The following is a 16,598-nucleotide window of genomic DNA, read 5'->3' on the forward strand; positions in this document are numbered from 1 at the left end:
CGAGGGTGGGCGCGGTCAGCGGCGGACGACCCGGCGGGGCTTGGCGGCCTTGAGCTGGGCGTACCGCTTGAGTTGCTGGGAGCGGTGGTCCAGGCCGAGCGCGGTGAGGGTCAGGTAGCCGACCAGCACGCCCGCAGCCGTGGCGGCCAGGTAGAGCCAGATCTGGGCGAAGAAGAGCCCGGCACCACCGCCGAACGGGTTCTCGCCGACCAGCAGCGGGGCCACGAAGACCGTCAGCGCCAGCGCCACGCCCACCGCGGCGGCGAGGTCACCGGCCCAGCGGGCCACCGGACGGTCACGCCCCCAGCGGAACGCCACCGCCGCGAGGATCAGCCCGATCACCACGAACATCACCAGGGACACCCGGTCGGCGGCGGTGTCGTCGCCGTCGAAACCGAACCTGATGACCAGCCGGGCCAGCACGTTGACCGCGAACAGCGCCATCGCGAGCAGACCCACCGCGCGCCATCGCTGCCTCATCGCACACCTCCCGCCGCACCGCCCGCCGGACGGCGGGACTTCTGGCAGGAATATCTACCATCACAACCTGTGTGCCGTCATCACCCGTCGTGGCGGGCGGGTGGCGCGAGGATCTGCCGGAAACCCATCACCGCGAACGTCATCGCCCCGGCGACGATCATCGCCAGCCCTACCCAGTTGTCGCCGGAGACGAGCAGGTCCCCCTCGGTGGTCCGGACCGAGGCCACCGCCATCAGCGCGAACCACGGCAGGGCGGGCAGCACGACCGCCCACCGGGTGCCGACCGCCTCGTGGGCGAACCAGCTCACCGCGATGCCGGCGCCGATCGCCACCAGCGCCGACACGCCGATCAGCTGGCCGCCCACCCGCACGGTGGCCAGCAGCAGTTCCAGCACCGCCGAGAGCACCCCGGCGAGCGCGGCGATCACGCCGCCGGCGACTCGGAGCGCGAGGTCGAGCGCCGGCCGCGGGCGCGCGGGCGGCGCGGCGGGCTCCTGCTCCGGTACGACCGACATCGGCGCGGTCGGCAGGGTCACCGGAGGCCGGCCGCCGCGACCGGGGACCGGTCCGGCCCGTCCACCGGCAGGCCGGCGAAGAGGTCGTCCTCCCAGCCGTACGGGCCGTTGCCCGGGCCCTTCTCCCCCACCGCCAGGGTGAAGTACTCGACGCCCATGAACTCCGCCCCGAAGTTGCCCGCGATCGAGTAGAGCCACGAGGTGGCCGGGATCTGGGTGGCGTGCGCCCGCATCGCCGCCTCCTTGGCGGCGTGCTGCTCGGTGGCGTCGATCCGCGCGGCGATCTCCGGGTCGGGCGTGCCGAAGGGCAGCTCGTCGGCGCTGTCGATGCCGGCGAAGGGATTGTCCGAGGCCTCCACGAAGTGGTTCAGGCCGGCCTCCAGCACGCTGCGCGGCATGGCCGTCCAGTAGACCTTCGCCGGGGCGACCCCCTCGGCGGCGGCCAGCTCGACGGCCCGCATCGCCACCCGGTGCGCCTGGATGTGGTCCGGGTGCCCGTAGAAGCCGTTCGGGTCGTACGTGATCATGACCTGCGGGCGGACCTCCCGCATGATCTCCACCAGGTGCCCGGCGGCCTCGTCGAGGTCGGCCTGCCAGAAGGCGCGGGGGTGCTCGTTGGTGGCGAGCCCCATCATCCCCGAGTCGCGGTAGCGGCCGGCGCCGCCGAGGAAGCGGCGGTCGGTGACGCCGAGCGCGGCGCACGCGGCGGCGAGCTCGCCGATCCGGTACCCGCCGAGCTGGTCGGCCTCGGCCGCGGCGAGCTGGGCCAGCTCCGGCACGTGGATCTCGCCCTCCTCGCCCAGCGTGCAGGTCACCAGCGTGACGTGGGCGCCGGTCGCGGCGTAGTGGGCCATGGTCGAGCCGGTGCCGATGGACTCGTCGTCGGGGTGCGCGTGGACCAGCAGCAGGCGGCGGTCGGGCAGCGTCGTCACGACCGTCACTCTAACCGGCGGTCCTCCTCCGACCGAGGCGGACGCGTCCACGCAGGTCGGCCACATCACGCCCGACGCGGCTCTACGATCCGAACTGTGGACTTTCCCGAGCTGGCCGCCCGTACCCGCCGGTTCAGCCACGGGGCGCCGCGCGCCGTCTCCGTCGCCGACGACGGCTCCCGGGTGATCTTCCTGCGCTCGTCCGGTCCCGAGGATCCCGCCGACGCGCTCTGGCTGCTGGACGTCGCCTCCGCCGAGGAACGGCTGGTCGCCGACCCGGCGACCCTGCTCGAGTCGGACGCCGACCCGGCCGCGCTGGCGCCGGGCGAGCGGGCGCTGCGCGAACGGCTGCGGCTCAGCGCCGCCGGCATCGGCTCGTACGCCCTGGACGCGGCCGGCCGGGTGGCGGTGTTCCCGCTGGCCGGCCGCCTGTTCCGGGCGGACCTGGTGCACGGCGACGTGGTCGAGGTGACCACCGTCGGCCCGGTGATCGACCCCCGGCCGGATCCGACCGGGGAGCGGCTGGCCTACGTCACCGACGCCGCCGAGGGGGTGCGCCGGGGGCAGCTCCGGGTGGTCGAGTCCGACGGCACGGACACCCTGCTGGCCGGCGAGGACAGCGGCGTCACCTGGGGTCTGGCCGAGCACATCGCGGCAGAGGAGTTCGACCGGTTCCGCGGCTACTGGTGGGCCCCGGACGGACGCTCGGTGCTGGCCGCGCGGGTGGACGAGTCCCGGCTGCCCCACTGGCACCTGCACGACCCGGCCGATCCGGCGAGCCCGCCGACGACCGTCGCGTACCCCCGGGCGGGCGGCCCGAACGCGGAGGTCAGCCTGCACCTGCTCGACCTGGACGGCGGCTGGGTCGACGTGCACTGGGACCGCGAGACCTACCCGTACCTGACCTCGGTGGACTGGGCGGACGGCGGGCCGCTGATCACCGTGCTGCGCCGGTCCCAGCAGCACGGCCTGGTGCTCGCGGTCGACCCGCGTACCGGGGAGACCCAGGTGCACGCCGAGCTGGCCGACCCGCGCTGGGTGGAGCCGGTCCCGGGCACCCCGGCCCACCTGCCGGACGGGCGGGTGCTGGTCGGCGGGGAGCTGGCCCACGACGGGTACGACGCCCGCTGCCTCTTCGCCGACGGCACCCTGCTCACCCCGCCGTCGCTCTACGTACGCCGGGTGGTGGGCCGGCTGCCCGCGGGCCCGAACGGCCCGGCGGACCTGCTGGTCGAGGCGAGCGAGGGCGAACCGAGCCAGCGGCACCTGTTCCGGGTGCGGACGGCGATCGGCGGCGGCGTGGACGCCCGCCGGATGAGCGGCGACCCGGGTTGGCACACCGCCGCGATCGGCGGCTCGACGCTGGTGGTCGGCACCGCCTCGCTGGAGCATCCGGGGACCAGGTGGTCGGTCTGGCACGGCGACCGGGAGGTGGCGCAGCTCCGCTCGCTGGCCGCCACCCCGCCGTACGCGCCGAGGCCGACGCTGGTCCGGGTGACCGACCGGCGGCTGCCGACCGCGGTGCTCTACCCGACCGACCACGTCAAGGGCACCCGGCTGCCGGTGCTGCTGGACGTCTACGGCGGTCCCGGGCACCAGGAGGTGATCGCCACCCGGGCGGCCTGGTTGGAGCGGCAGTGGTGGGCCGACTCGGGCTTCGCCGTGGTGACCGTCGACAACCGGGGCACCCCGGGGATCGCCCCGTCGTTCGAGAAGGCGGTGCACCGGCGGCTGGCCGACGTGATCCTGGCCGACCAGGTGGACGCGCTCACCGCCCTGGCGGACAAGCACCCGGACCTGGACCTGGAGCGGGTGGCCGTGCGGGGCTGGTCGTTCGGCGGCTGGCTGGCCGGGCTGGCGGTGCTGCGCCACCCGGAGCTGTTCCGGTGCGCGATCGTCGGCGCGCCGGTCACCGACTGGATGCTGTACGACACCGCCTACACCGAGCGCTACCTGGGCCTGCCGGACGACGGGATGGACGTCTACGCCCACCACTCGCTGGTGGAGCTGGCCGCCGAGCCGGTCGGCGGCCCGGAGCAGGCCCGGCCGATGCTGCTGGTGCACGGCCTGGTGGACGACAACGTGCTGGCCGCGCACACGCTGCGGCTCTCGGCGGCGCTGCTGGCCGCCGGGCGGCCGCACGCGGTGCTGCCGCTGACCGGGGCGACCCATCTGGCCGCCGGCGGCACCGCCGAGCGCCTGCTGAAGCTGGAACTGGACTTCCTCCGCACCCATCTGCGGTGAGGAGGGCCCCGTCGGCAACCGGGCCGGCAGACGACTGCCCCCGGCCGACGACGCTGTCGACCGGGGGCAGTCCGTGCGGTGTTACTGCTTGACGTAGGCGTTCACGAAGGCGGGCCAGCCGAAGATGCTGCCGATGAAGACTCCGCCGGCTTTGTCGCCATGGGCGACGGAGACGACCTCGTTGTACAGCGGCACGGCCGGCGCCGACTCCTTCATGAGCCGCTCGTCCAGCTTGCTCCACTCGTCGGCCTGCTTGGCCGGGTCGAGCGCGAGCACCCGGTCGAACTCCGCGTTGATGGCGTCGTTGTTGAGCTGCGACGTGTTGCTGTTGCCCTCGGGCTTGATGTTGCGGCCGTCGAAGAGCACCGGCAGGATCGAGGCGCCGCTGGGCCAGTCAGCCGCCCACGAGTCGACCCAGATGTCCCACGGGTTGGTCTTCTTCTTCACCGCGTCGAGGTAACCGTCCTCGGGGATCGGCTTGATCGTGACCGTGAAGCCGGCCTTCTGCAGAGCGTTCTTGACCTGGGTCGCCGTCTCCTGGGAGGGGGTGTCGTCGGAGGTGCCGAGCACCAGGCTGACACTCTTGCCGGCGAGCAGTTCCTTCGCCTTCTCCGGGTTGCCGGTCTCGCCGGCCGGGTAGACGTCGGACTTCTTGTAGCCGAGCGTGGTGGGCGGCAGCAGCGTGGTGAGCGGCACGGCGCCGTACGGGCCGCCGAGGTTCTTGGTGATGCTGCTGCGGTCGATCGCGTAGTTGATCGCCTGCCGCACGGCCAGGTCCGTGACCCGGGTGGTGTTGATGCTCAGCCGGTACGCGTTCGGCGTCGCAGCGACGATCATCCGCTCCTTGAGCGCGGCGTCGCCGGTGACCTTGGCGATCAGCTCGGACGGGACGCCACCGGTGGCCACCGCGGCGGCGTCGTTGCCGGTGCCGGCGAGCACCCGGTTGGTCTGGGTGGTGTTGTCCGCGCCGAAGGACCAGACGAACTTGTCCGGGTACTGGTGGCGCACCGGGTCGGTCGCCGGGTCCCAGTTCTCGTTACGCTCGAGCACCATCTCCACGCCCGGCGTGTGCTTGGTGATCTTGTACGGCCCGGACGAGAACGGCTGCTTGTCGAGGTCGACGCCGGTGTCCTTGTCCGCGGGCAGCGGGGCGGTGGCCGGCAGCGACACGGCGAACGGCAGGTCGCAGCGGGGCTTGTTGAACTCGAAGCGCAGCGTCCGCTCGTCCGGCGTGCTCAACCCCGGCGGCAGCGACGTCTTGTTGGCCTTGAAGTTCCACTTGGTGTCGTACTGGGGGGTGTCGGCCAGCCACTCCTGCAGGTAGGTCGGGCCGCCGGTGAGGTCCGGGTCGAACGAGCGGGCGATGCCGTACGCGACCTCCTTGGCGGTGATCGGCCGGCCGTCCTCGAACTTCACCCCCTGCTTGATCTTGAACTCCCAGACCTTGCAGTCGTTGTTCACGTTGGTGCCGGGGGTTTCGGCCAGGTCGCCGACCAGGGTGACGTTGCCTTTGCCGTCGTCCTTGAAGGTGGTGAGGTAGCGGGCGTAGAGCTGGCTCCCCATCAGGCCGGCGAACGAGTAGACCCGCTGCGGGTCCAGGTGGGAGATCTTGTTCTCCCGCAGGATGTAGAAGGTCCCGCCCTTGGCCGCGCCGGGCACCTCCGGCGCCGGGCCGAGGGAGTCCTTGGGGTCGGTCGCGATGGCGCCGGTGCGCGGCTTGTTGGTGTCCACGCTGTCGGCGTTGTCGCCGGTGTTCTTGCTGCACGCACCGAGGGCAACCGCCAGTGCGATCGCACCGCCCATGGCGGTGACGAATCTTGCTCGCATACTCACTCCTCCGGGATCGCCATTGAAGGAAAGCTACGCCTAGCTTTCGTTCGCGGTAAATTTCGATCAGATAACGGGGCCACAACGATCGGCACCCGGGAGGTCAGCCGAGGCGTACCCGGGGGTCGATGAACGCGTAGAGCAGGTCGACGACGACGTTGGCGACGACCACGAAGAGCGCGGAGATCAACACGGTGGCCATGATGGTCGGGAGGTCCCCCTGGCGGACCGCCTCCACGGCCGTACGGCCCAGCCCCTGGATCCCGAAGGTCGTCTCGGTGATCACCGTGCCGCCGAGCGCGCCGCCCACGTCCAGACCGGCGATCGTCACGATCGGCGTGATCGCCGCCCGCAGCGCGTGCCGCCCGTAGACCTGCCGCTTCGGCATGCCCTTGGCCCGGGCCGTCCGCACGAAGTCCTCGGAGAGCGTCTCCAGCATCTGCGCCCGGGACAACCGCGCGTAGATCGCGGAGAAGAGCAGCGCCAGGGTGACCCAGGCCAGCACGAGGCCCCGCGCCCACTCCACCGGATCGTCGAAGATGGGCGTGTATCGCGGCGTCGGCAGGATCTTCAGGGTGTAGACGAAGATCAGTAAGAGCACGGCGCCGACGAAGTAGAGCTGCAACGAGGCGAACGTCAGGGTGAGCCCGATCGAGACGCGGTCGAGCACCGAACCTCTTCGCAACGCCGAGATCATGCCCAGCCCCACCCCGAGGGCGAGCCACAGCACCGCCGCCGGGATGACGACGTTCAACGTCACCGGCAGCACCCGGGCGAAGGTGTCGCTTACCGCTTCGCTGTTGACGTAGGAGTAGCCAAGACAGGGCGCCTCGCACTTCCCGCCCTGCGCGCTGCCCAGGTCGCGGCCGACGAAGATGCCCTTCATGTAGTTGGCGTACTGCTCCGTCTTCGGGTCGTTCAGCCCCAGCTCGGTACGCACCCGTTCCAGGCGCTCGGCGTTGCAGTTCTTCGGGCACATGCCGGTCACCGGGTCGCGGGGCAGCGCGAAGAACATCAGGAAGCTGACGACACTCACCGCGAACAGCACCGAGACCGCCAGCAGCAGCCGCTTCAGCAGGAAGCGCATCATGCGCAGTACCCCTTACCGTGACGACTTCGGGTCGAGCGCGTCGCGGAGCGCATCGCCGAAGAGGTTGAACGCCAGCACGAGCGCGAAGATCGTGATGCCGGGGAAGAAGACGTAGGCCGGGTCGGTCTGCAGGTAGTCGATGCTGCGGTAGATCATCCGGCCGAAGCTGGGCACCGACTCGGGCAGTCCGATGCCGAGGAAGGACAGCGCCGCCTCGCCGGTCACGTACGCAGGCACCGCGAGCGAGAACGACACCAGGATCGGGGCCCAGATGTTCGGCAACAGTTGCCGGAAGAGCATGTGTCCCAGCCCGGCCCCGCTGGCCCGGGCCGCCTCCACGAACTCCCGCTCGCGCAGGGACACCACTTGACCGCGCACCAGTCGGGCGGTGCCGGTCCAGCCGAACGCGGCGAAGACCACGATCAGCGTGGTGACCGCGAACCAGGTCGGCACCGCGTCCCGGGGCCCGTAGAAGCGCAGCGAGAACGTCGGCACCACGGCCAGCGCGAAGACGAGGAACGGCATCGCCAGGGCGACGTCGGTGACCCAACCGATCACCGAGTCGACCACCCCACCCAGGTAACCGGCGAGGATCCCGAGCACCACACCGATCGTCGAGGTGACCACGGCGGCGCCGAGCGCGATCAGCAGCGACGTGCGGATGCCGAAGATCATCCGGATGAAGATGTCCCGGCCCAGGCCCGGTTCGAGCCCGAACCAGTGGTCGGCGTTGACCCCGCCGACGTAGCCGAGGGGCATGCCGGTGGCGTCCAGCAGGTCCCCGAACTGCTCGTTCGGCGACATTCCGTAGAGCCGCTGGACCAGTGGCGCCGCCACCGCCAGCAGGACGAACAGGGCCAGCACCACGCCGCTGACCAGCGCGGTACGGTCGCGCCGCAGCCGGCTCCAGACCAGCTGGCCCGGTGAGCGACCGACGAGGGTCTTCTCCTCAGGACCCCCACCGGTGGACTCGATCTCGGCCAGCGCGACGCCCTCGACCGGGGACATGCTCATTCCGACACCTCCTCGGCGGTCTCGCCGACCGGCCCGGCCGAACTCGCGCCGGAAAGCCCCGGGTCCGGGCTCACGCTCGGGCTGATCGTTCCCGTCTCCGGAAAATGGCAGGCGGTGGCCTGGTTGCCGGCGCGCGGCACCAGGGCGGGTTCCTCGGCCGCGCACCGCTCCTGCGCCTTCCAGCAGCGGGTGCGGAAGCGGCAGCCCGAGGGCGGGTTCAGCGGCGTGGGCACGTCCCCGGTGAGCCGGATCCGCCCGGCCGGGCCGAGGGTGGTCACGTCGGGGATCGCCGACAGCAGCGCCCGGGTGTAGGGGTGCTGGGGGCGTTGGTAGATGTCGTCGCGGTCACCGATCTCGACGATCTTGCCCAGGTACATGACCGCGACGCGGTGGCAGAAGTGCCGGACCACGGCCAGGTCGTGGGCGATGAACACGAACGCCAGGTCCAGGTCGCGTTGCAGGTCGCGCAGCAGGTTGATCACCTGCGCCTGGATGGACACGTCCAGGGCCGAGACCGGCTCGTCGGCGACGATCAGCTTCGGCCGCAGGGCCAGGGCGCGGGCGATGCCGATGCGCTGGCGCTGCCCGCCGGAGAACTCGTGCGGGTACCGGTTGTAGTGCTCCGGGTTCAACCCGACCAGCTCCAGGAGCTCCTGGACCCGCTTCCTGATCCCGCCGGGCGGGTTGATGCCGTTGACCTGCAACGGCATCGCCACGATCCGGCCGACGGTGTGCCGCGGATTCAACGACGCGTACGGGTCCTGGAAGATGATCTGCAGGTCCTGCCGCAACGGCCGCAGCTCACCCCGCCGCGCATGGGTGATGTCCCGCCCCGCGAACTCGATCGACCCCGCGGTCGGCTCCAACAGCCGCACCAGCATCCGCCCGGTGGTGGTCTTCCCACAGCCGGACTCCCCCACCAGGCCCAGGGTCTCCCCCGGCCGGACGTCGAAGTCCAGACCATCGACCGCCCGCACCAGGCCGGTGGTGCGGAAGCCACCGCGCACCGGGAAGTGCTTCGCCAGGCCACGTACCCGCAGCAGCGGCTCCGCCGCTCCCGGCGCCGTCTCCACCTGCGCCGTCATTGGGCCACCCCCACCTGTGCGATGTCCTCCTGGTAGAGCCGGGTGCGCTCCTCGGCCGGCAGGTGGCAGGCCACCAGGTGGCCGTCCTCGCCCGTCGGGCGCAACTCGGGCACCTCGGTGCGGGAGCGGTCGCCGTTGCGGCCGGCGTAGCGGCAACGCGGGTGGAACGCGCACCCCGACGGCAGATTGATCAACGACGGCGGGTTACCCGGGATCGGCACCAGGTCCGCGTCCGCGTCACCGCGCAACGACGGCACACTCGACAACAACCCCCACGTGTACGGATGCTGCGGCCGCCGCAACACCTGCTCCACGCTCCCGTGCTCCACCGCCCGGCCGCCGTACATCACCAACACGTCGTCGGCCACCTGACTGACCACCCCCAGGTCGTGGGTGATCAGGATGATCGCCGAGTGGAACTCCGCCTGCAGATCCGCCAGCAGGTCCAGGATCTGCGCCTGCACGGTCACGTCCAGGGCGGTGGTCGGCTCGTCGGCGATCAGCAGATCCGGATCGTTGACCAGAGCCATCGCGATCATCGCCCGCTGCCGCATCCCACCCGAGAACTCATGCGGAAACTGATCGAACCGCCGCGCCGGCTGCGGAATCCCCACCCGACCCAACATGTCCACCGCCCGCTGCCGAGCCTCCCGCTTCCCCGCCCGCCGGTGATGCACCCGATACGCCTCAGCGATCTGCTTACCCACCGTGTAGTACGGATGCAGCGCCGACAACGGATCCTGGAAGATCATCGCCATGTCCCGGCCCCGCAGCCGCCGCACCTCCTCCTCCGGCAGACCGACCAACTGACGGCCGCCCACGGAGATCTCGCCGGTGATGGTGGCGCGCTTGGCGTCGTGCAGGCCCAGCACGGCCAGCGAGGTCACGCTCTTGCCCGAGCCGGACTCCCCGACGATGCCGAGGGTGCGACCGCGCTCGACCGCGAACGACACCCCGTCGACGGCGCGGACCACTCCGTCCTCGGTGTCGAAGCGGACCCGCAGGTCGCTCACCCGCAGATAGGGCCCCTCGCCGGAGCGCTGCTCCGGCACCTCGGGGTGGTCCGGTTCCCCGGACGGCGCCGACTCCGACCTGCCCACGACCGCCTCCCTCAGTAATGAAGAGAACCTACAACAAACTTCTGAGGGCGAAAATAAGCTACAAGGCGGTAGCTGTCAGCGGGCCACAGCGTAACGAGTCAGCATCGGCCGTGAACAGCCCTCACCTGCATATTCGCGTCGGCAACTCGAAGTCGTTCAACCGCGGTCGCACCTCAGGTGCGACCATGGTTGCGGCGACCACGGGAGGATTCCCGCCGACAGAGGTGGAGGTGACCATGACCACGGCGGTGTTCGGCCACGACGGGCCGTGGACCGAAGAGGAGTACCTCGCCCTCGGCGAGACGCAGGATCGCGTCGAACTCTTCGACTGGAGCCTCCACGTGACCCCAGGACCTACCCCTCTTCACCAGAACATCTCCGGTGAGCTGCGTGCCGTACTTCGGGCACCCGTGCGCCAGGCCGGACTTCGCGTGCTGGAAGCGGTGAACGTTCGACTCAGGCCAGGCCGCATCCCGATCCCCGACCTTGTGATCACGAATGACGTCGACCTCCGGGTACTGGTCATCGATGCGAGCGATGTCCGGCTGGTTTGCGAGATCATCTCGCCGAGCAACGCCGCCACGGACAAGGTGCTCAAGATGCACTACTACGCCGCCGCCGGCATCGAGTGGTACCTGCTCGTCGACCAGGAGACCCTGACCATGCACCTCTACCAGCGGCGGGGCGCGCACTACGTGGAGCGATCGGTCACCAAGGCGGGCGAGGCGCTGGAGCTGGTCGAGCCGGTCCGGGCCACCATTCGACCCGAGGACCTGCTCGGCTGACGGATGTCGGTCGGCTCGCCTAGGGTCGGTCGCATGACCGAGTTCGACGCGGCGAGCGCCGCAGTCCAGGCCGCCCTCGACGCGGGCGCCCGGTACGCGGACGCCCGGGTGATGCACCGCCGCTACGAGTCGATGTCGGCCCGCAACGGCGACATCGAGGAGCTGACCCAGGACGAGAGCATCGGGCTGGGCGTCCGGGCGCTGGTCGGGTCGAGCTGGGGCTTCCACGCCGTACCGGAGCTGTCGGACGCCGCGGCCCGCGACGCCGGGTGGCGCGCCGCGCGGATCGCCGCCGCGAGCGCGCGGGTCCCCGGCCCGCCCATCGACCTGGTCCCCACCGAGGCGACCACCGCGAGCTGGGCGTCCGGGTGCGAGGTGGACCCGCTCGGCGTCCCGCTGTCCGACAAGGGCGACCTGCTGGTCCGGGCCACCGGGACGATGCGGGAGCACGGCGCCGACCTGGCGGAGGGGCTCTACCAGATCTGGGACACCGCCAAGTGGTTCGTCTCCAGCGAGGGGCACCGGATCGACCAGCGGATCCGGGAGTGCGGCGGCGGCATCTCGGCCACCGCCATCGGTGACGGGGAGACGCAGCGCCGCTCCTACCCCAGCTACCGGGGCCAGTACGGCACGACCGGGTGGGAACTTGTCACCTCGCTCGACCTGGCCGCGCACGCCGCCCGGATCGCCGAGGAGTCCCGGGAGCTGCTCACCGCCCCCGAGTGCCCGTCCGGCGAGACCGACCTGATCCTCGGCGGCGAGCAGCTCGCGCTGCAGATCCACGAGTCGGTCGGGCACGCGATCGAGCTGGACCGGATCCTCGGCTGGGAGGCCGCCTTCGCCGGCACGTCCTGGCTGGACCTCGCCCAGCTCGGCTCGCTGCGCTACGGCTCCGAGCTGATGAACATCACCATCGACCCGACCATCCCCGGCGCGCTGGGCAGCTTCGGCTTCGACGACGAGGGCTCCCCGGCGGTCGCCCGGGACGCGGTCCGCGAGGGGCGCTGGGTGGGCGTGCTCGCCGGCCGGGACTCGGCCGCCGTCGCCGGTCTCGGCTACGGCGGCAGCGTACGGGCCGACGGCTGGGCCCGGCTGCCGATGGTGCGGATGACCAACGTGGGCCTGGAGCCCGGCCCGCACACCCTGGACGAGATCGTCGCCGCCACCGACGACGGGGTGCTGATGGACGTCAACCGCTCCTGGTCCATCGACGACAAGCGGCTCAACTTCCAGTTCGGCTGCGAGGTCGGCTGGGAGGTGAAGAAGGGCCGGCGCGGCCGGATGCTGCGCAACCCGACGTACACCGGGATCGGCCCGCTCTTCTGGCGCTCGATGGACATGCTCTCCTCCGAGATCGTCCCGTGGGGCACGCCGAACTGCGGCAAGGGTCAACCCGGCCAGACCGGCCACACCGGCCACCCGGCCGCGCCGGCCCGCTTCCGCAACGTCCGGGTGGGGGTGCGCGCATGACCGGCTCCCGTGGCCGCGAGGGAAGGGACGGCGACATGACCGAGCTGGAGATCGCCGGTCAGGTGGTGGAGCTGGTCCGCCGGCTCGCCGGGCCGGACGCGCAGGCCGAGGCCCTGGTGACCCGGATCGACCTGGCCCTGACCCGGTTCGCCAACTCCTTCATCCACCAGAACGTCGCCGAGTCGGGTGTCGCGGTGCGGCTACGGCTGCACGTCGACGGGCGCACCGCGGCCGGTAGCGGCAGCCTGGTCGACGCCGACGGGCTCCGCGCGCTGGTCGAGCGGACCCTGGCTGCGGCCCGGCTCTGCCCGCCCGACCCGGCCTGGCCGGGGCTGGCCCCGCCCGCCCCGGTCCCGCCGAGCGCCGTCTTCGACGAGTCGACCGCGTTCGCCGAGCCGGACGAGCGCGCCGCCCGGGTACGCGCCTTCGTGGACGCGGTGGGCGGACTGGAGGCGGCCGGCTACTGCCGCACGGCGTACCGGTCCGGGGCGTTCGCCAACTCCGCCGGCCACTCGGCGGTCGGCCGCACGGCCGAGGCGGCCATGGACGGCATCGCCCGCGCCGGCGGCGCGGACGGGGTGGCCCGGCTCTGCGCCGACCGCCTCGCCGACCTCGACGGCGCGGCGCTGGGCGCCCGGGCCGCCGCGAAGGCCCGCGCCGCCGCCGACCCGGTCGAGCTGCCGCCGGGCCGGTACGAGGTGGTGCTGGAGCCGGCGGCCGTCGGCGACCTGTTGCAGAACCTCTCCTGGTACGGCTTCAACGGCAAGCGGTACAACGAGCGGCAGAGCTTCGCGGGCCTGGGCGTCGCCCAGTTCGACCCGTCGGTGACCCTGGTGGACGACCCGCTGCACGGCTCGGCCCTGCCGTACGACCTGGAGGGCACTCCCCGACGCGCGCTGACCCTGGTCGGCGCCGGCACCACCATGGCGGTGGCGCACGACCGGCGCAGCGGCGCCGAGGTGGGTGTCGCGTCCACCGGTCACGGGATGCTCGGCGCGTCCACCTTCGGCCCGATCCCCCGCAACCTCCGCCTGCTCCCCGCCGCCGCTCGCGCGGTCGGCGGCGACGGCCCGGCGTCCGCCGTCGAGGCGGGCCAGAGCGGCCCGGGCGGTGGCGCCTCGACATCGGCCGGCGGGACGGGGGCGGTGGCCGACCCGGACACCGCCGCGCTGGTCGCCGGGGTGGAGCGCGGGCTGCTGGTGAGCGACTTCTGGTACACCAGGGTGCTCGACCCGAAGAGCCTGGTCATCACCGGGCTCACCCGCAACGGGGTGTGGCTGGTCGAGGACGGGGTGCCGACCAGGGCGGTCCGCGACTTCCGGTTCACCGAGGCGTACCCACGGGCGCTCGGGCCGGGCGCGGTGCTGGGCGTGGGGCGGCGGGCGGTGCGGCAGCCGGACCGGATGGACGGCGTCTGGTGGGAGGCTCCGCCGCTGCGACTGGCCGCCTGGAACTTCACCGGCGGGGCGTCGGGCTGAGAGCGGTATGGTGGTCGTCGGCACGCTCGCGTGCCGGACCTCCTGACCTGGCGCCCACGCCGCCCGGCCGAGCGGGGGCGAAGGTGGCCCATTGCCATCGCGAGTTCTGCGTGTCGTTCAGGATGATCCGCCGGACGGACGCGACGCTGGCGTGGGGTACGGCGGTCGCGCTGTCCAGAAGGCGTAGATCATGACCGAACGGAAGAAGCTCAAGCAGCGAGTCCGGGCGCGGATGGCGGCCACCGGCGAGAGCTGGACCACCGCCCGCCGCCAGGTGCTGGCCGCCGCCGAGACATCGACGGTCCGGGCGCTCCCGTCGGGTCTCGTGCCCGGGTACCGGACCTTCGGCCCGCGCCAGCACCGCGAGTCGGGCCTGCTCGCCCACGTGCTCGAGGCCCAGGGGGTACGCGCGCCGCACACCGGTGCGCCGTACACCGAGGCGATGCTCGCGGGTCTCGGCGGCGGCGTCGGCTTCATGTACGCGGTCTTCGAGTACCGCGACCTGCCCCCGCTGCTGACCATCGTGGCGCAGCACCACCCGCAGCCCTGGGTGCCCGCCGCGCTGGACCGGCTGGGCCTGACGTACGCCGACGAGCACAGCGCGACGGCGGGCGCCGCGCTCAACCGGCTCCGGGCGGCGCTGGGCGCGGGACGGCCGGTCTTCGCCACCGTCGACCGCAGCCGGCTGCCGTGGCACGGCCTCGACCCCGGGCCGGGTACCGACCCGTACCTGGTGGTGGTCGCCGGGGTCGACGGGGACATCCTGCTCCTGGACGACGAGGGTCCGCAGCCGCGTCCGCTCCCGGCAGAGGAGTTCGCCGCGGCCTGGTCGGCCCACCGCAAGGGCCGCCACCAGGGCATCACGATCGGCGACCCGCATCAGCGTGCCGATCTGCCGGACGCGATCCGCGACGCCGTGGCCACGACCGTGGCGCACCTGACCGGCCCGGTCCTCGGCAACAGCTTCGACGCCAATTTCGGCTTTCGTGGCATGGCGAAGCTCGCCGAACAGCTGCGGGACGTCCGTACCCGGAGCGGGTGGGTCCGGCGCTTCGGCGCCCCCGTGCCCTTCTTCCACGGTGTACGCCGGCTGTACGAGTGCGTGGAGTTGGAGTACACGGCGCCCGGCGCGACCCGCCCGGTCTACGCCGACTTCCTCGATGAGGCCGCGCAAGTGGTCGGCAGCAGCCGGTTCGCCGAGGCCGCCGAGCTGTTCCGCCGCTCCGGTGAGCAGTGGTCGCGGCTGGCGGCACTCGCCCTGGAGACGGTGCAGGGCCTCGGGGCGTACACCGAGGTGGCCGAGGAGCGCATGGCGTTGGTCTTCAGCCGGGGACGGGACGCCGAACCCGAGATCCGGAGGCTGACCCGGCGTCTGACCGAGCTGGCGGAGGAGTACGCCGCCGCCGACCCGCTCGGCGAGGCCGGCCGCCGAGCGCTGTTCGCCGCCATGGCCGACCTGGTCGAGTCCTGCCTGGAACTCGAACGGGACGCGGTGGCCGCGCTGGGCGAGGGCGACGATCTTTCCTAACGGCCGGAGATCGATCCTGCTCCGGGTCTTTCCAACGTGCGGGACACACGGGACACTGCGTTGCGCGGCCGGGCCGCGAAGATCGGCGTAACGTGTGTCACTTAGCTGCGCCGGTACGCCGGTGTGGTCGCCTGCGTGCGCAAGACGTGGCAGTGGACGCGGTCTCGCCGGTCCGCTGACCGGTACGGAAAGTGATCCGCCGCCCGCGAGGGCCCCGTCAGGGAGACGAACTCGAATGACATCAACGGCAACGAGGCCGCGGGGGGCGCGGGCACGCGCCGCGATCGCGGCGAAGACGTTGCGGACCGACCGCTGGTGGTTCCAGCCTCTGATCACCGTCATCGGGCTCAGCGCCTGGGTCGCGTACGCGACGGTCCGGGTCTTCATGCACAGCGATTACTGGGTGCCGAAGTACCACTACCTGACGCCGTTCTACTCCCCCTGCGTCACCGAGCGGTGCGTCGAGGGCTCCTCGCACTTCGGCAGCTTCCTGCCCGGCTGGTGGATCATCCCGGACGCGGCGCTGACCCTGCCGTTCCTGCTGCTGTTCCGGCTGACCTGCTACTACTACCGCAAGGCGTACTACCGGTCGTTCTGGCTGTCGCCGCCGGCCTGCGCAGTGCCGGACGGACACCAGGCGTACGGCGGGGAGACCCGGTTCCCGCTGCTCGGCCAGAACCTGCACCGCTACTTCTTCTACGCCGCCGCGATCATCTCGCTGATCAACACGTACGACGCCATCTACGCGTTCCACTCGCCGAAGGGATTCGGCTTCGGCCTGGGCAACCTGGTCCTGCTGGCCAACGTGGTGATGCTGTGGGCGTACACCATCTCCTGCCACTCCTGCCGGCACATCATCGGCGGCCGGCTCAAGCACTTCTCGAAGCACCCGGTGCGTTACCAGGCCTGGACGTTCATCTCCTGGCTGAACGTCCGGCACATGCAGCTCGCCTGGATCACCCTCGGCACCCTGGCGCTCACCGACTTCTACGTCATGGCGGTGGCGGCCGGCTGGTTCAACGACCTGCGGTTCATCAACTAGAGGCCCTG

Annotated in this window: 14 protein-coding genes; 6 read left to right on the forward strand and 8 right to left on the reverse strand. The window is 71.8% G+C overall.

From position 1 onward, the window contains the following. Positions 1–15: 15 nt before the first annotated feature. From ACTWO6_RS28465 to mshB, 3 genes are all read right to left on the reverse strand, one after another. On the reverse strand, positions 16–480 hold the full coding sequence (locus ACTWO6_RS28465; RefSeq protein ID WP_446216801.1) for a hypothetical protein: 465 nt from the start codon (positions 478–480) through the stop codon (positions 16–18). An 80-nt stretch (positions 481–560) separates the two neighbouring features. After that, a complete protein-coding gene (locus ACTWO6_RS28470; protein ID WP_446220804.1) occupies positions 561–995 on the reverse strand; it encodes a hypothetical protein in 435 nt (144 codons plus the stop codon). 17 nt (positions 996–1,012) lie between these two features. Next, entirely contained in the window at positions 1,013–1,936 is a 924-nt protein-coding gene (gene mshB, locus ACTWO6_RS28475; RefSeq protein ID WP_446216802.1) for an N-acetyl-1-D-myo-inositol-2-amino-2-deoxy-alpha-D-glucopyranoside deacetylase, read from the reverse strand. An 87-nt stretch (positions 1,937–2,023) separates the two neighbouring features. Between mshB and ACTWO6_RS28480 the strand changes: the two genes are divergently transcribed. After that, on the forward strand, positions 2,024–4,171 hold the full coding sequence (locus ACTWO6_RS28480; RefSeq protein ID WP_446216803.1) for a prolyl oligopeptidase family serine peptidase: 2,148 nt from the start codon (positions 2,024–2,026) through the stop codon (positions 4,169–4,171). A gap of 81 nt (positions 4,172–4,252) precedes the next feature. On the opposite strand, the gene ACTWO6_RS28485 is transcribed toward ACTWO6_RS28480, so the two are convergent. From ACTWO6_RS28485 to ACTWO6_RS28505, 5 genes are all read right to left on the reverse strand, one after another. Then, positions 4,253–5,998, reverse strand: a complete 1,746-nt coding sequence (locus ACTWO6_RS28485; RefSeq protein ID WP_446216804.1) for an ABC transporter substrate-binding protein — start codon at positions 5,996–5,998, stop codon at positions 4,253–4,255. Positions 5,999–6,101: 103 nt separating this feature from the next. After that, positions 6,102–7,088 (reverse strand): ABC transporter permease, encoded by a 987-nt coding sequence (locus ACTWO6_RS28490; protein ID WP_446216805.1) that lies wholly within the window; start codon positions 7,086–7,088, stop codon positions 6,102–6,104. A gap of 12 nt (positions 7,089–7,100) precedes the next feature. Next, positions 7,101–8,102: an ABC transporter permease gene (locus tag ACTWO6_RS28495; RefSeq protein WP_446216806.1), complete on the reverse strand. Its 1,002-nt coding sequence runs from the start codon at positions 8,100–8,102 to the stop codon at positions 7,101–7,103. Further along, entirely contained in the window at positions 8,099–9,187 is a 1,089-nt protein-coding gene (locus ACTWO6_RS28500) for an ABC transporter ATP-binding protein (RefSeq protein ID WP_446216807.1), read from the reverse strand. The genes ACTWO6_RS28495 and ACTWO6_RS28500 overlap by 4 nt, the downstream gene beginning before the upstream one ends. Then, positions 9,184–10,287: an ABC transporter ATP-binding protein gene (locus ACTWO6_RS28505; RefSeq protein ID WP_446216808.1), complete on the reverse strand. Its 1,104-nt coding sequence runs from the start codon at positions 10,285–10,287 to the stop codon at positions 9,184–9,186. Before ACTWO6_RS28505 ends, ACTWO6_RS28500 begins: the two co-directional genes overlap by 4 nt. A 236-nt stretch (positions 10,288–10,523) precedes the next feature. On the opposite strand from ACTWO6_RS28505, the gene ACTWO6_RS28510 reads away from it, so the two are divergent. The 5 genes from ACTWO6_RS28510 to ACTWO6_RS28530 all read left to right on the forward strand — a co-directional run bounded on the left by ACTWO6_RS28510 (position 10,524) and on the right by ACTWO6_RS28530 (position 16,590). Beyond that, positions 10,524–11,072: a Uma2 family endonuclease gene (locus ACTWO6_RS28510; protein WP_446216809.1), complete on the forward strand. Its 549-nt coding sequence runs from the start codon at positions 10,524–10,526 to the stop codon at positions 11,070–11,072. 33 nt (positions 11,073–11,105) lie between these two features. Next, positions 11,106–12,542 (forward strand): TldD/PmbA family protein, encoded by a 1,437-nt coding sequence (locus tag ACTWO6_RS28515; RefSeq protein ID WP_446216810.1) that lies wholly within the window; start codon positions 11,106–11,108, stop codon positions 12,540–12,542. Positions 12,543–12,577: 35 nt separating this feature from the next. Continuing rightward, positions 12,578–14,020, forward strand: a complete 1,443-nt coding sequence (locus tag ACTWO6_RS28520) for a TldD/PmbA family protein (RefSeq protein ID WP_446220805.1) — start codon at positions 12,578–12,580, stop codon at positions 14,018–14,020. A 190-nt stretch (positions 14,021–14,210) separates the two neighbouring features. Next, positions 14,211–15,548, forward strand: coding sequence for a DUF4872 domain-containing protein (locus ACTWO6_RS28525; RefSeq protein ID WP_446216811.1), 1,338 nt, complete (start codon positions 14,211–14,213; stop codon positions 15,546–15,548). Between the two features lie 235 nt (positions 15,549–15,783). Continuing rightward, the gene (locus ACTWO6_RS28530) at positions 15,784–16,590 is read left to right on the forward strand and encodes a hypothetical protein (RefSeq protein ID WP_446216812.1); all 807 of its coding nucleotides are present in this window, start codon (positions 15,784–15,786) and stop codon (positions 16,588–16,590) included. Positions 16,591–16,598: the final 8 nt, after the last annotated feature.

This window comes from Micromonospora sp. IBHARD004 (genome assembly GCF_052814115.1).